This window comes from Pullulanibacillus sp. KACC 23026 (genome assembly GCF_029094525.1).
GTDB lineage: Bacteria > Bacillota > Bacilli > Bacillales > Sporolactobacillaceae > KACC-23026.
This window is the reverse complement of record NZ_CP119107.1, coordinates 4,316,375-4,331,386: the sequence shown is the minus strand read 5'-3', so window position 1 is coordinate 4,331,386 and position 15,012 is coordinate 4,316,375. Positions and strand designations below refer to the sequence as shown.

At 41.7% G+C, this 15,012-nt stretch carries 12 protein-coding genes and 1 pseudogene; 10 read left to right on the top strand and 3 right to left on the bottom strand.

What is annotated here, in order from left to right; all coding sequences use genetic code 11:
• The first annotated feature begins 62 nt into the window (after window positions 1-62).
• Both PU629_RS20110 and PU629_RS20105 read left to right on the top strand, forming a co-directional pair.
• The gene (locus PU629_RS20110) at window positions 63-1,049 is read left to right on the top strand and encodes a helix-turn-helix transcriptional regulator (RefSeq protein WP_275281798.1); all 987 of its coding nucleotides are present in this window, start codon (window positions 63-65) and stop codon (window positions 1,047-1,049) included.
• 117 nt (window positions 1,050-1,166) lie between these two features.
• Window positions 1,167-1,604: a GNAT family N-acetyltransferase gene (locus PU629_RS20105; RefSeq protein ID WP_275281797.1), complete on the top strand. Its 438-nt coding sequence runs from the start codon at window positions 1,167-1,169 to the stop codon at window positions 1,602-1,604.
• A 64-nt stretch (window positions 1,605-1,668) separates the two neighbouring features.
• Here the strand turns inward: PU629_RS20105 and PU629_RS20100 are convergent, their stop codons facing one another.
• Window positions 1,669-2,481: a carbon-nitrogen family hydrolase gene (locus tag PU629_RS20100; RefSeq protein WP_275281796.1), complete on the bottom strand. Its 813-nt coding sequence runs from the start codon at window positions 2,479-2,481 to the stop codon at window positions 1,669-1,671.
• A gap of 261 nt (window positions 2,482-2,742) precedes the next feature.
• Between PU629_RS20100 and PU629_RS20095 the strand changes: the two genes are divergently transcribed.
• Window positions 2,743-3,915, top strand: a complete 1,173-nt coding sequence (locus PU629_RS20095) for a pyridoxal phosphate-dependent aminotransferase (RefSeq protein ID WP_275281795.1) — start codon at window positions 2,743-2,745, stop codon at window positions 3,913-3,915.
• Window positions 3,916-4,112: 197 nt separating this feature from the next.
• Here the strand turns inward: PU629_RS20095 and PU629_RS20090 are convergent, their stop codons facing one another.
• Window positions 4,113-4,496, bottom strand: coding sequence for a hypothetical protein (locus PU629_RS20090; protein ID WP_275281794.1), 384 nt, complete (start codon window positions 4,494-4,496; stop codon window positions 4,113-4,115).
• A 1,230-nt stretch (window positions 4,497-5,726) separates the two neighbouring features.
• Between PU629_RS20090 and PU629_RS20085 the strand changes: the two genes are divergently transcribed.
• The 7 genes and pseudogenes from PU629_RS20085 to PU629_RS20055 all read left to right on the top strand — a co-directional run bounded on the left by PU629_RS20085 (window position 5,727) and on the right by PU629_RS20055 (window position 13,870).
• Window positions 5,727-6,677: a diacylglycerol kinase gene (locus PU629_RS20085; RefSeq protein ID WP_275281793.1), complete on the top strand. Its 951-nt coding sequence runs from the start codon at window positions 5,727-5,729 to the stop codon at window positions 6,675-6,677.
• 33 nt (window positions 6,678-6,710) lie between these two features.
• Window positions 6,711-8,075, top strand: a complete 1,365-nt coding sequence (rlmD, locus tag PU629_RS20080) for a 23S rRNA (uracil(1939)-C(5))-methyltransferase RlmD (RefSeq protein ID WP_275281792.1) — start codon at window positions 6,711-6,713, stop codon at window positions 8,073-8,075.
• 646 nt (window positions 8,076-8,721) lie between these two features.
• Complete coding sequence (locus tag PU629_RS20075) at window positions 8,722-9,468, top strand: sulfite exporter TauE/SafE family protein (RefSeq protein ID WP_275281791.1); 747 nt, start codon at window positions 8,722-8,724, stop codon at window positions 9,466-9,468.
• A 720-nt stretch (window positions 9,469-10,188) separates the two neighbouring features.
• Window positions 10,189-11,116: pseudogene (locus PU629_RS20070) on the top strand (ABC transporter ATP-binding protein).
• A complete protein-coding gene (locus tag PU629_RS20065; protein WP_275281790.1) occupies window positions 11,116-12,057 on the top strand; it encodes an ABC transporter permease in 942 nt (313 codons plus the stop codon). Before PU629_RS20070 ends, PU629_RS20065 begins: the two are co-directional and overlap by 1 nt.
• Window positions 12,058-12,086: 29 nt before the next feature.
• Window positions 12,087-12,803: a response regulator transcription factor gene (locus PU629_RS20060; RefSeq protein WP_275281789.1), complete on the top strand. Its 717-nt coding sequence runs from the start codon at window positions 12,087-12,089 to the stop codon at window positions 12,801-12,803.
• A complete protein-coding gene (locus PU629_RS20055) occupies window positions 12,800-13,870 on the top strand; it encodes a sensor histidine kinase (protein WP_275281788.1) in 1,071 nt (356 codons plus the stop codon). The genes PU629_RS20060 and PU629_RS20055 overlap by 4 nt, the downstream gene beginning before the upstream one ends.
• Before the next feature lie 684 nt (window positions 13,871-14,554).
• On the opposite strand, the gene PU629_RS20050 is transcribed toward PU629_RS20055, so the two are convergent.
• The gene (locus PU629_RS20050) at window positions 14,555-14,884 is read right to left on the bottom strand and encodes a DUF6944 family repetitive protein (protein ID WP_275281787.1); all 330 of its coding nucleotides are present in this window, start codon (window positions 14,882-14,884) and stop codon (window positions 14,555-14,557) included.
• Window positions 14,885-15,012: the final 128 nt, after the last annotated feature.

The following is a 15,012-nucleotide window of genomic DNA, read 5'->3' as shown; positions in this document are numbered from 1 at the left end:
ATTATATTTAGTTATAACAAGTTATATCTATTTTGTTTTAAAAAGTGAAAGGAGGGAGGGTCATGGTGATGGAGCCTTCTTATACAACAGAGGACATTGCGAACTTATTAAAGGTTTCTAAGCTTACGGTCTATGATTTGATAAAAAAAGGAGAGCTTCCTGCTTATCGGGTTGGGCGTCAGATGCGGATCGATGTGAAGGATTTTGACGTGTATAAATCAAAAGCGAAGCAGATCGTGACTTCAGAAGTGAACCAAGAAGACCGTTCACACCCTGCTAAGAATGAAGGACTTGCCTCTATTAGGAAGAATTCACTAGGGATGTGGTCACACCCGCAAGCTAATCGCCCTATTATTATTACGGGTCAGGATGTCTCGTTAGACGTAATGGGAAAGCATTTGGAAAAGCAGCTTAGCGGTATTCGTACACTTCGCTCTAATAAAGGGAGCATGGAGAGCCTTATTGAGCTATTTAGAGGTGAGGCGGATATTGTCAGTACGCATTTATACGACGGGGATTCGAAAACCTATAATCTTCCGTACATTAAGAAGCTTCTTTCAGGTTATCGTTACTTGGTTATTCATTTTTTAAAAAGGAAAGCGGGCCTTTATGTCCAAAAGGGCAATCCCTTAAAGATCAAGGATTGGAAGGACTTGGGCCGGGATCAAGTGACTCTTATTAATCGGGAAAAGGGCTCAGGCGCACGGGTGCTCCTTGATGAACAGCTCCGTTTGAACGGGCTATTAGGAAAAAAGATAAGCGGATATGATCATGAGGAAACGAGTCATTTTGCAGTGGCCGCTGTTATTGCCAATGGCGATGCTGATGTTGGGGTCGGCTCTGAAAAGCCAGCCAAGCAAGTAGGGATCGAATTTATCCCTCTCATTGAAGAGCATGTCGACCTCGTCATTCTGAAAAATGACGAGAATGAATCCCTCATCCAGCAAGTGAAAAATCTCCTGCAGTCAACGGCCTTTAAAAATGAATTGCAGTATTTAGGCGATTATAATTTAACCGAAACCGGGGAGATTGTTTTTGAAAGTGAATAGAGGGCTTGTGAACTAGTCACAAGTCCTCTTTGGCGGATTTTGACCAATTTCCCATTTCAAAGGTAAAGATGCGTTTGGAAGGAAGGCTTATTTGTAAACTTGAAAGGAATTGACCCTATGCCAATTATTAAAGCGACATTAGACCATTTAATGGAAGCGAGTGACCTGTTTAATTTATACCGGATTTTCTATAAGCAGGAGTCTGACCTTGATGGGGCGTGCCGATTTCTTAAAGAGAGAATAGAGAAGGAAGAATCTGTGATCTTTTTAGCCTATCAAGGGGAGCAGGCAGTTGGCTTTGCTCAAGCTTACCCGGCTTTTTCATCAGTCAGCCTGAAAAGAACGTGGATTCTAAATGACCTTTATGTCAAAAAAGAGGACCGCGGGCATGGTATTGGTGAAGAGCTTCTCACACATGTGATTGAATTCGCCAAAGAAACGGGTACAAAAGGTATTTTGCTTGAGACGGCAGAGGATAACAGAGTTGCCCAAAGCTTATATGAGAAAAAAGGCTTTGAACGAGAAGACAATCGTTTTTATTTTCGGTCAGTCTAAGATTGGCCAATCATCTCCAATAAAAAAAGCGAACGGAGGATCCGTCCGCTTTCTGCGATTCAAATTAAGTTGAGGAGATGCTATCAAACAAGGCTTTATATAGCTCTGGCCGGCGATCCTCAAAGACGGGGATGCGTTCGCGGATCATCGAGAGTTCGTCAGGGTCGATGCTTGCATATAAAATTTGCTCAGTTGCATCCGCCTCTGCTAGGACCTCACCCCATGGATTAATAACGAGGGAGTGCCCGCCAAATTCATTATCAGGATCTTTTCCGACTCGGTTACAGGCCATGACGAAGCTTTGATTTTCGATCGCCCGACTGATAAGAAGGTTTCGCCAATGCTCAATACGTGGAGCTGGCCATTCGGCCGGAACTACGATGATACCTGCACCTTGAAGGATATGGGCGCGTATCCACTCAGGAAAACGGATGTCATAGCAGATAAAGCCAGCAAATGGAAGCTGCTCAAGCTCAAAAAGGCCGTCACTTGTTCCCGCCGATAAAAACATTTCCTCACGCATTAAACGGAAGAGGTGTGCCTTCGCATAGTCTTTGATGCAATCTCCATTTCTATTAAACACAAGGAGCGTATTATAGATACCATCCTCCTTCTCAACCGCGACAGACCCGCCTATCACATTCACTTGATGCTTCTTGGCAAGTCTGGAAAAAAAGGTCTTCGTTTGCTCCCCGTTTGGATCGGCTATCGTTTTAAGTCTTTCAAGATCGTAGCCTGTTGTCCATAGTTCCGGTAACACAATCACGTCGATCTGCTTTTTACACGCTTCTTCAAAAAGGCGCTCTGCTTTCTCATAGTTGGCATGGGGATCACCAAAACTAATCTCCATTTGCAATAAAGCTATATTTAAGTTCATGTCCTGCCTCCTTTATAAGGGTTGAGCCTTGCCCATTTAGCGCTACCTGCATTATACAAATCGTTGAAACTATTAATCAATTTATCTTCATTATAAACAACCGATAGTTGAGTCGAAAAGGTTCTAAACGATAGGTTTCAAGAATAAAATAATAGAATTGACTTTTCTATAAATAAATTGTGAAAATAGTGATAGAGGAATTTATTTTTCGGCACGTGCAATGCTATCTTTCTTAATACATGCCTTATTGGAGGTTCTTTTATGCGACAATTTGAAATGTCGGATGCACTCAAGCGACTGCCAGAGCAATTCTTTGCTTCCCTTGTTCAAAAAGCAACGAAGAAGGCAAATGAAGGGTATGATGTGATTAACTTAGGCCAGGGTAATCCCGACTTGCCGACACCCCCTCATATTGTGGAAGCCTTGAAGCGGGCTTCTGAGAATCCACAGTATCATAAATATTCGCCGTTTCAAGGATTCTCCTTCTTAAAAGAAGCAGTGGCTGCCTTTTATAAGAAAAATTATCAGGTCGATCTCGATCCTGAAAAAGAGGTGGCCATACTCTTCGGGGCGAAGGCAGGCTTGGTGGAGATCAGTCAAGTCCTTTTGAACAAAGGAGACATCGCATTAGTTCCTGACCCGGGCTATCCTGATTATTGGTCGGGGATCGCTATAGCGGATGCGGCCATGCACATGATGCCGCTCAGAGAAGACAATGACTTTTTACCTGATTTAGATGCCATTCCAAATGAGATTTGGGAACAAGCGAAGCTGATGTTTCTTAATTACCCCAATAACCCAACGGCAGGCGTGGCAAACAAGGCTTTTTTTGAAGAAGTTATTAGAAGAGCCCAATCTGCACAACTATGTGTCGTCCACGATTTTGCTTATGGAGCCATTGGTTTTGATGGGGAGAAGCCCATTAGTTTTATGCAACTACCAGGAGCCAAAGAAGTCGGCGTGGAGTTCTATACCTTATCTAAAACGTATAACATGGCAGGCTGGCGCATTGCGTTTGCGGTAGGGAATCCAAGTGTTATCCAAGCATTGAACCTCATTCAAGATCACTATTATGTGAGTTTATTTGGAGCGGTTCAAGAGGCGGCGGCCGTTGCGCTCACAGGACCACAAGAGTGTGTGGATGAGCTTCGGGAAATCTATGAAGAACGGAGAAACGATTTTATAAATGCCTGTCATGAGATTGGCTGGAAGGTGAAATCACCGAAAGGCTCCTTTTTTGCGTGGCTGCCCGTACCGGATGGTTACTCGTCTGAGAGCTTTGCTGATCTTTTACTTGAAAAAGTGCAAGTAGTGGTTGCTCCGGGCATAGGCTTTGGAAATTTCGGAGAAGGCTATGTTCGAGTGGGGCTTTTAACCCATTCAGAACGGTTAGTAGAAGCCGTTAAGCGAATCGAATCACTGGATCTTTTTTGATAGCTGAAAAGACACTCGACAGGCGTGACTTGAGCGCAAAATCCAAGAACTTTGCCAGCGCTGGCCCCGGCCAAGAGGGCCCAATCCGAGAAGGTCAGCACTGACCCCGGTTAAGAGGGCCCAATCTGAGAAGGTCAGCAAAAAATCCAAGAAGGTCGGCGCAAAATCCAAGAAGGTCGACAAAAAATCCTAGAAGGTCAGTCAAAAATCGCAGAAGGTCCAGTGCTGGCCCCGGCCAAGAGGGCCCAATCCGAGAAGGTCAGCAAAAAATCCGAGAAGGTCGGCGCAAAATCCAAGAAGGTTGACAAAAAATCATAGAAGCTCGCCCAAAAAATCCAAGAAGGTCCAGCGCTGGCCCCGGCCAAGAGGGCCCAATCTGAGAAGGTCAGCAAAAAATCCGAGAAGGTCGACACAAAATCCAAGAAGGTTGACAAAAAATCATAGAAGCTCGCCCAAAAATCCAAGAAGGTCCAGCGCAGGCCCCGGTTAAGAGGGCCCAATCCGAGAAGGTCAGCAAAAAATCCGAGAAGGTCGGCGCAAAATCCTAGAAGGTCGACAAAAAATCCTAGAAGCTCGCCCAAAAATCCAAGAAGGTCCAGCGCTAGCCCCGGCTAAGAGGGCCCAATCCGAGAAGGTCAGCAAAAAATCCAAGAAGGTCGACGCAAAATCCAAGAAGGTTGACAAAAAATCCTAGAAGCTCGCCCAAAAATCCAAGAAGGTCCAGCACTAGCCCCGGCTAAGAGGGCCCAATCCGAGAAGGTCGACGCAAAATCCCAGAAGGTTGACAAAAAATCATAGAACCTCGCCCAAAAATCCAAGAAGGTCCAGCACTAGCCCCGGCTAAGAGGGCCCAATCCGAGAAGGTCAGCAAAAAATCCAAGAAGGTCGACAAAAAATCCAAGAAGGTTTGTCAAAAATCCAAGAAGGTCCAGCACTAGCCCCGGTTAAGAGGGCCCAATCCGAGAAGGTCAGCAAAAAATCCGAGAAGGTCGGCGCAAAATCCAAGAAGGTTGACAAAAAATCATAGAAGCTCGCCCAAAAATCCAAGAAGGTCCAGCGCTGGCCCCGTTCAAGAGGGCCCAATCCGAGAAGGTCAGCAAAAAATCCTAGAAGGTCGGCGCAAAATCCAAGAAGGTCGACAAAAAATCCTAGAAGGTCAGTCAAAAATCGCAGAAGGTCCAGTGCTGGCCCCGGCCAAGAGGGCCCAATCCGAGAAGGTCAGCAAAAAATCCGAGAAGGTCGGCGCAAAATCCAAGAAGGTTGCCAAAAAATCATAGAAGCTCGCCCAAAAATCCAAGAAGGTCTAGCACTAGCCCCGGTTAAGAGAGCCCAATCCGAGAAGGTCAGTAAAAAATCCAAGAAGGTCGGCGCAAAATCCTAGAAGGTTGCCCAAAAATCCAAGAAGGTCCAGCGCCGCTCCCGGTCAAGAGGGTCCAATCCGAGAAGGTCAGCAAGAAATCCAAGAAGGTCGACGCAAAATCATAGAAGCTCGCCCAAAAATCCAAGAAGGTCCAGCGCCGCTCCCGATCAACCTGGATGCAATAGAAAATTTGTTAAAGCGGCATATCTTGCATTTTTTGAATTCGTTCTAAAGAATGTCTATAATAGACAAGAATGTAGCTGTCCCAATGGCAGGGAGGGCTTTTCTAAGTTTAAACTAGTGTTAAAGTGAACGTTTATTATTCGGGTCGCATATACATATTAGACGAGTGCCCTCGAGGTTTTTGTTTTACCTCTTGGATAAAAGGTTAATAATGGTACTAAGCTTTTAGAAGCTCATGACATGACCTTATATAATAGGTGTGATAAGAATGAGACGTGCACGATTAATTTATAATCCAACATCAGGACGTGAAACGATAAAAAAGAACCTTCCCTATATTCTGGATCGGCTTGAGCGTGGAGGATGGGAAACCTCTTGTCATGCAACCACCGGAATCGGGGATGCGACGAAGGCCTCTCAAGCTGCTGTCGAAAGGGAGTTTGATCTGGTTATTGCAGCAGGCGGGGATGGGACGATCAACGAGGTCATCAACGGGCTTTGTGAGCAGTCTTATCGCCCAAGGCTTGCGATTATTCCAACCGGGACAACCAACGATTTTGCCAGAGCGATCTGTGTCCCGAGAGACATAGAGGCAGCTTGTGATATAATCTGTCAGGATTATCATATGCCCCTTGATGTTGGAAAGGTAAATGGACAATATTTTATTAATATCGCTGGAGGCGGTAAGCTGACCGAGTTAACGTATGAAGTGCCAAGCAAACTGAAGACCATGCTTGGACAGCTTGCCTATTATCTGAAGGGAATCGAAATGCTGCCATCGATTCGGCCTTCTTTAGTTCGAATTGAATTCGACGGACATCTTTTTGAAGACGAAATCATGTTTTTTCTTGTGTCGAATACGAATTCAGTGGGAGGCTTTGAGAAGCTGGCACCTGAAGCTTCGATGAATGATGGCATGTTTGATCTCGTCATTTTAAGAAAAACAACGCTCCCGGACCTCATTCGGCTTGCAAGGCTGGCGGTAAAAGGGGAGCATATTAAGGATCCAAATGTAATCTATGTAAAAGCGAACCGAATTCGAGTTTTTAATGATGAAAAAATGCAATTGAATCTTGATGGCGAGTACGGCGGAGAACTGCCTGGTGAGTTTAGCAATCTTTATCAGCATTTAACGGTCGTCGTTCCTAAGGAAATTGCGTTGAATAATGGGGGAGGAAAGGCGGCATATCGTCGCTTGATCGTCCGTCCGCCACTATAAAAAGAGATGAAAGACAGGATGGAGGGGTTGGGGATGACCACACAGCCCGTACAGAAGAATGATACATTAGAAGTGACGTTTACCGATTTGTCTCATGACGGGGCAGGGGTTGCGAAAGTAAAGGGATATACACTGTTTGTTCCAGGCGGTCTCCCTGGAGAAGCAGCTGAGGTAAAAGTAATCAAAACAAAAAAGGGCTACGGCTTTGGGAAGCTTATAAAATTCATTGAGACAAGCGAGGATCGTGTGGAGCCTCCCTGTGAGATTTTTGATCGCTGTGGAGGCTGCCAAATTCAGCATTTGAATCCAAAGGGACAAGCCCAATTTAAATATAAAATGGTGACCGATGCCCTTGAACGCCTGGGCGGTTTAAAAGAGATAAAGGTTCACCCTGTTCTTACGATGGATCATCCTTGGGCATATAGGAATAAAGCGAGTGTTCCTGTTGCAAGTCGTGAGGGTGAGCTTATTGCGGGTTTTTATCAGAAAAGAAGTCACTTTATCATTGATATGGATCATTGTTTAATTACAGATGACACCGTCGATGAAGTGATCCAAGAGGTCAAGCGAATCGCTAAGGACAGCGGGATTGAACCCTATAATGAAGAGACCCATAAAGGCATTTTGCGGCATATTATCGTCCGAGTCGGCAAGCAAACGGATGAGGTGATGGTGGTTCTCGTCACGAAAACGGACGAGCTACCGTTCAGAAAACGATTCATTAAAGAGCTGCCAGAGAAGTTCCCTCAGATCAAATCCATTGCTCAGAACATCAACAAAAAACGAACGAATACGATTTTCGGGAATGAAACCCGCATTTTATGGGGCAAAGAGACGATCCTCGATACGATAGGCTCCGTCAAATTTGCCATCTCACCGCGTTCCTTTTATCAAGTGAACCCTGAGCAAACCCGTGTGCTCTATGAAAAGGCCATGGAATACGCAGAACTTGCTGGCAAAGAGACGGTCATCGATGCTTATTGCGGCATTGGCACCATATCACTCTTTCTTGCTCAAAAAGCAGGGCAGGTCTACGGTGTTGAGATCGTTCCAGAAGCGATTGAAGATGCGAGAAAGAATGCCGAGCTCAACGAATTAACCAATGTGACATTTGAGGCGGGACCAGCTGAAGAAGTGATTCCTAATTGGTATAAGCAAGGCATAAAGGCGGATATTGTGGTGGTTGATCCCCCGCGCAAAGGCTGTGATGAGGCGCTTTTACAGACCATTCTTGAGATGAAGCCAAAGCGTGTTGTCTATGTGTCCTGCAACCCTGCAACCTTGGCACGGGACTTAAGAGTACTAGAAGACGGCGGCTACAAAACAATCGAAGTCCAACCCGTCGACATGTTCCCCCAAACTATGCACTGCGAAGCCGTCGCTAAAATAGAACTTTGAAACGCGGGGACGGTTCTCCCGTTTCATTCGGGGGGGCTTGAAACGCGGGGACGGTTCTCCCGTTTCATTCGAATCTCGAAATTTTATAAGCTAAAGAAGACGAAAGGAAAGATGGTGAATGCCACTGTCTAATCCTTTCGTCTTTTATTTATGAGGCACTGTAAAAATAGAATGTATCAAACATCCGATGCCAAAACTATAGTGTAACAGGGAACGGTGAAAGGTCACTTGAAGTCACGGATTAAGTTTGTGTTGAATCGTTTGCATAAGACAAAGATGGGATTGGCAAAGCTCCCCGCAAATAGAGTAGAAATAAATAGATTGATAGGTGAAGCGCTGAAGCAAGATGAAACATACATTGCAGTTAATTATCGTTACTTTGGCTAATTCCAAGGCTAGTCGGATTTTGCCGGAAAACTTTTTTTGAGAGAACGGTGCGGGGAGGGGTGATTTGAGTTTTGAATATTTTGGGGGAGCATAGTAGAAAAGAGATTTGAATTGAGATTGTAATAAATCAACCAATGAATGGCTTAAAGAAGAATGGTACGATAAATATGAACTATTATAAAAACGTAAGGAGATGCTTAGATACTTATCACTCGCTAGTTTAAGTATTAATATTGATTACTGGGGCTGCTATATATTTATGTCTATTACTCTTATTATCATGATTATTACAATAGTGTTTATTGGGGCCTTGATGAGGGCAACTTTTGGATTTGGAGAAGCGATAGTAAGTATGCCTTTACTAACACTATTGCCGATTAACTTACATACAGCCATTTCTTTAATTGGTTTAGCGGGGCTTACGGTGGCTTGCCTTTGTGTTGCTGCTGGATGGCGGAACATTGACCGTTCTTCTCTTGTTCTGCTCGCCATTTCAACTTTACTGGGAATTCCGGCTGGATTGATTATGGTTACTTTTGCTCCAGTAAGTGTCATTACTGTATCTCTTGGCGTTTTTCTTGTTGTTTATGGAATTTATTCACTTGTTAAACCTACTTTAGTTAAAACGACAAGAGGCCGTCTGTTACAAAATCCTGTTTGGGCATTGCCGTTTGGCTTTTCTGCTGGTGTGCTTGGTAGTGCTTATAACTTTAATGGGGTGCCTGTTGTTGTTTACGGAACGATGAAAGGTTGGCAACGAGATCAATTTCAAGCAACTCTGCAAGCTCATTTCCTTATTTCCGGTGTTTTAGTAGTTGTTGGTCAAGCAATTGGCGGATTATGGACAAAAGATGTGTTTATCCTTTTTGGACTATCCCTGCCATTGATTGTTATTGCAACCATATTAGGTACCTTTTTACATAAGCGAATTCCCCCTCATAAATTTGAGCGTTACGTATTTGTTCTCATTGTGTTACTTGGTATTTTATTGTTAATCAAAACCTAATTAAAGATTGGTTCAACAGCTGAGCGGTTGGATATTAAGTCGGTACATGGAGGTGGAAACAGACCTTATGTATAGGTTAAGTCCGTTTTTTAACGAGTCGTTTAATTATGATAGCTAGTCTAGCAAGAGCATCCTCAATCTCTGACAGTGAGACATAGGAGTAGGAAATTCGTAAATACTGGGTGAAATCACGATGGTAAAGATGACCCGGATTCAGTAGTATCTTGTCCTTCAGAGCCCCTTCAAAAAGCTCACGAATCGATAAAGTCTGTCAGGATGGAATCTATAAGCAGGGTTGATAAGGAGGATTTAAAGAAGTTGTTACGTTCTCGGGTTTCCATGCGAAACAGTCAGTTCATTAGAGGTAAAAATATGGAGGGAAGAAGAACAAGCGAGCCAGAATCAATCAGTTGTTTCAATATCAAATCAATACAAATTCAGGCTGGATCCAATGGCGATCCAGTTTTTTTATGTTTTCATATGCTCTCAATCCTTTGTCCAAAAAGGGTTCCGGTTGTTTTTCCAATCTTTATTAGTTTGCTTCCTTACATTTAGTTACTCAATAAGGACAAAACCGGTTGTATCCTTTTTCTCCTCAAGAAATAAAAAGTGTATTTGTCTTATGTTTATTTTCAGTTTACCACCTGTTTACCTTAAGATTCTATAATCACTTTGAGGTTACTTAAAAGGTGTTATTAATAATCGAGGAGGAAAAAATATATGAGTTCCATACCGATCGTGCAATTAAAGAATGTAACAAAGAGGGTTAAAGGGAGAAATATCGTTGATAATCTTTCTTTTGATATTTTAAAGGGGGGAAATATTTGGATTTTTAGGACCTAATGGTGCTGGAAAAACGACTACAATTCGAATGATGGTTGGATTAATAAAAATGAGTCAAGGGGATATAGTGATTAATGGTTACAGCATTACAAAGAACTTTGAAAAGGCTATTCAAAATATCGGTGGCATTGTAGAAAACCCAGACTTATATAAATATTTAACGGGATATCAAAATTTGAGGCATTTTGCAAGAATGGTTCCTGCTGGCATTTCAAAGGATCGCATAAATGAGATAGTCGATATCGTTGGATTAAAGGAAAGTATTCATGACAAGGTAGGAACCTATTCTCTTGGTATGCGTCAACGATTAGGGCTTGCACAAGCATTGTTACATCGCCCGTCACTTTTAATATTGGATGAGCCTACAAATGGTCTTGATCCTGCTGGAATTCATGAATTACGAAAATATTTAAAAAAACTTGCTCATAAAGAGGAGATTGCGGTGTTTGTTTCGAGTCACTTGCTTTCAGAGATGGAATTGTTGTGTGACAGAATTGCTGTGTTGCAAAAGGGGAAACTCATAAGCATCCAAGAAGTGAAGGAGTTTAGATTCGATGTTAAAAATTCGCGGGTTTGCCTTGATATAGAGCCTTCACAAATAAGTGAAGCAAAGCAAGTAATTTCCGATTTGAAAATAGTGGCTTTACCTTTGGATGAACAAGGGAAATTACTGATTCAAGTCAGTAAAGAGGATATACCAGTGATTAATAAAAAGCTATTAGATGAGGGGATAACTGTTTATAGCATTGAGATGAAAGAACCAACTCTTGAGGATAAATTTTTGGAAATGATGGAGGAAGACTAATGAAGGGACTAATTGCTAATGAATTAATGAAAATTTACAATCGTAAACTAACATGGATCCTATTGGTTCTTCTATTGGCAATAACTATAGGTGCCTCGTTGATAGATAAAACAAGTGAGCACTCTTCTTCAAATACAAACTGGAAGAGTGAAACGACCCAACTTGTACAACAATACGAAGAAAGATTGAAGATTAAGGACCTTTCTCCAACCTTACATGCAGATGCGGAAAATAAATTAAATATTGCTCAATATCGTTTGGATCATCATTTTCCCCCTGCAAAAAATAACCCATTGTCTTCTCTGCTGACACTTTCTGGGTTGATCGAAATGGTGATACTCTTTACCATTATCATTGCTTCGGATGTGGTTGCTGGAGAGTATTCATCTGGTACGATGAAATTATTGTTGATTCGTCCGTATAGCCGTTCAAAAATATTGATCTCAAAATATATGGCCGTTTTACTATACGCGATCTCCCTGCTATTGTTATTAGTGATTTGCAGCTACACAACGAATGCTCTTTTCTATGGAACGGGCGGGGCACAAGTCACCGATTTGTTCTTTAATCAACAGGGAGAAATCGTTCAAAAAAATGTATTCATGCAAGATTTAAAGATGTATGGATTAAGTATTTTCCCGATCATGAGTTATGTAACCATAGCCTTTGCGGTTTCTACTATTTTGCGTAATAGTACCTTAGCAGTCGGTCTATCGTTGTTTATTATGATAGTAGGTAATTCGATGATAGAGGCAACAGCAAAAATCTCTTGGTTGAAGTATCTGCCATTTGCCAACAGTGATGTTAGCTTATACATTTTTCATCTGCCAGCTCGGCCAGAAATGACATTAGGATTTTCTATTTCTGTTCTGTTAGTTTATATTATTTCTCTCATGACAGCAAGTTGGGTTGTTTTTACAAATCGTGATGTTGCTGTTTAATAAATAAAAAGATAAAGGTGAAGGGACGAATGCGATTACAGAAAATACTTATAGTGGATGACGAGCCCGGAATTGTGCAGATGTTAAAGACCATACTCACAAAAGAAGGCTATTCATCCATACACACTGCATTTACAGGGCAAGAAGCAAAGGAATTAATAAGTCAAAATCAATATGATTTGATTCTACTGGATGTTATGCTTCCCGATACAGATGGGTTTCAATTATGTCAAGAAATTCGCCAACATTCTAATGTTCCCATTCTGTTCCTTACTGCTCGTTCAGGTGATTTTGACAAACTAACAGGATTGGGAATCGGAGGAGATGACTATATAACTAAGCCATTCAATCCATTAGAGGTTGTTGCACGGATAAACGTACAGTTTAGAAGGCAAGAGCACTATCAGCAGTCTGCAAGGCAATCAAAGATTGATCGCTTTGGTCAAGTTACGATTGATAGAAAAGCAGCACAACTATGGGTAAATGGGGAAGAGATAAGTTGTCCTGCGAGGGAATTTGAATTATTGCTTTTTTTGGCTGACCATCCTAATCAAGTTTTTACAGCAAGTCAATTATATGAAAATGTATGGGGATATGACAGTATCGGAGAGGAAAAAACAGTTTCCATTCATATTATGCGTCTGCGTAAAAAATTGGAGGAGGACCCGCGGCATCCTTCTCTGATTGTCACAATGAGGGGGATTGGTTATAAGTTTGTTCCACCCAAACAAGGTGAGACCAAATGAAAGTGAACTTAGAAAATAGTAAGCTCGTTGTTCGGTTTACTTTAAACTTCATTTTACATCAGATATTGTTGTTTTTGTCGGTTTCGCTGCCTGCGATATTCTATATTGTCGTTTTAAAGGAAACAACGATTCCGGCTGTCATAAATTTAACAACTGGATTTATTCTGATCGCTTATATTTTGTATTGTTTGTTTTATGGTTTTTATGTTGCGCGGCCAATGTTTGATATTATTAGTAAAATACAGAAATTGGCTAGTGGAAGCTATTTTAAATCTGATAAAAAGCGGCGTTTTAATTTTGCTTCTGGTCGACTTTACCGAGAAGTTTATACAAATCTTGAGTCCCTTTCAGTTACTCTTCAAGAGAACGAAAGTAAACGAAAGGAATTCGAACAATTAAGACAAGAATGGGCAGCAGGTGTTACTCATGATTTGAAGACACCATTATCGTATATCTCTGGATATACAAATATGCTATTATCGTCTGAGTATAAGTGGAGTGAAGAGGAAGAAAGAGAATTTTTACAATTAATTAAAGAAAAATCAGCTCATTTAGAAGAGCTTATTAATGACCTCGGGATTGCCTTTCGAATGGACCAATCGATTGGTATGAAATATGTCTCTCAAAAAATAGAATTGGTAGAATTACTTCGTCGGGTCATAGCGGAAGTAGTCAATATGCCATCTAATAAAGGGAATTCCTTTGAAATATTAGGAGAGGGACCCATCTATTTTAATGGTGACTTACATTTACTCAAAAGAGCCTTTACTAATTTGATCGTTAATGCAGTTGTGCATAATCCACCAGGTACAAAAATTACCGTTTCGATCAGGAAAAAGCCACAATTGGAAGTGGAGATAAAAGATAATGGAAAAGGTATGGATGAAGATACTATCAAACATTTATTTGACCGCTATTATAGGGGAACATCCACAGAAGCTCCAACCGGAGGCACAGGGCTTGGTATGGCTATCGTTAAACAAATTATTACAGCTCACCAAGGGACAATAGAAGTAGCAAGTAAAGTGGAGAAAGGAACTTCCATTTTAATAAAGTTGCCAATATAATTGGCGTTTGTTTATAGACATAGCTTTTAGTTTCTTTGTCCGAATGTACTTTAATTCTATAAGGGGGCAATCCATCGTCTAATCCTTGAAAGTAAAAGGAACCTTTTCTTGAGGATATTTATTATGCTTAAGCACAACGCTTTGAGACAATTGAAATTCCGAAATTCCCTAAATTAGATGATTTTATTGTTAAGTTTAGTACAGACGATTTAATTAAACGTTCGCATTTTGTTCTAATTGCAATTGCCCCTTGCGTTGTCCTTTTAGTATTACTAATACCTTTTGTCGCTTTTTACTAATAGAAAAAACCGAACTTATTCACACATTTTAACGTGATGGGTTCGGTTTTTTATTTATAAGTTAAGTCACTGATGAAACGCTAGTCAAAATACATCGCTTTCCGCGGGCAAGGCCCAAGCCTACTCAGCAAGGAAAACGCTTGTTTGCGGGGTCTTCGGACACGTGCTGTTCCCGGTGGAATCTCCGTATTTTGACTACGCTTCCTATTTGTTTCTTTACTTAAAAATTTACTGTTCGGAATTTCAGTCAGTTAGTTTAGTTTGTCCCAGCCCCTCTGTTTAAATAAGTTCGACTATGAAAAAAAGAAAGGGCAAAAGGAGAAGCTCCCATCTAGCGTTTAAGGTGGTTTAAACACTCTTTCTTTCGGACTCTATTCCACTGTGCCTATTCTTTATTAAGAATGGCTGTTCTCTTCTCAAAGCTCTCTATTAGACCAAGCGTTGAAAGGATAGCGCCAACGGCTTGTATCCAGCTCTCAATACTATTCAATGTACGCCTTTGTTCTATGTGCCCTTTTACCCCCAATGGCTCAAGTTTCGACAATGCCTGCATGGAATTTCCAATCGCTTGAATGAAATTACCGATCATATTATAGGTTGGACCTATCAGTGCCTCATTCTCAAAACCTTCTACAGCGCTAACAACTCCTCCAAGTGCTTGGAGCCAGTCACCCATACTAGCTAAATCGATTGCAGTTTTGTTTTCAACATCCAATATGATTTCGAAAAATCAAAGAAGGTTACTCAAAAATCGTAAAAGGTCAGTCAAAAATCCCAAAAGGTCCGCCAAAAATCCCATAAGGTGCAGCGCCGCCCACAAGCAGGCGAGCCCAATCCTAAAAG

Coding starts and splice junctions, on each gene's coding strand:
- PU629_RS20110 (WP_275281798.1), top strand. CDS start 63: ATGGTGATGGAGCCTTCTTATACAACAGAGGACATTGCGAACTTATTA.
- PU629_RS20105 (WP_275281797.1), top strand. CDS start 1,167: ATGCCAATTATTAAAGCGACATTAGACCATTTAATGGAAGCGAGTGAC.
- PU629_RS20100 (WP_275281796.1), bottom strand. CDS start 2,481: ATGAACTTAAATATAGCTTTATTGCAAATGGAGATTAGTTTTGGTGAT.
- PU629_RS20095 (WP_275281795.1), top strand. CDS start 2,743: ATGCGACAATTTGAAATGTCGGATGCACTCAAGCGACTGCCAGAGCAA.
- PU629_RS20085 (WP_275281793.1), top strand. CDS start 5,727: ATGAGACGTGCACGATTAATTTATAATCCAACATCAGGACGTGAAACG.
- rlmD (WP_275281792.1), top strand. CDS start 6,711: ATGACCACACAGCCCGTACAGAAGAATGATACATTAGAAGTGACGTTT.
- PU629_RS20075 (WP_275281791.1), top strand. CDS start 8,722: ATGTCTATTACTCTTATTATCATGATTATTACAATAGTGTTTATTGGG.
- PU629_RS20065 (WP_275281790.1), top strand. CDS start 11,116: ATGAAGGGACTAATTGCTAATGAATTAATGAAAATTTACAATCGTAAA.
- PU629_RS20060 (WP_275281789.1), top strand. CDS start 12,087: ATGCGATTACAGAAAATACTTATAGTGGATGACGAGCCCGGAATTGTG.
- PU629_RS20055 (WP_275281788.1), top strand. CDS start 12,800: ATGAAAGTGAACTTAGAAAATAGTAAGCTCGTTGTTCGGTTTACTTTA.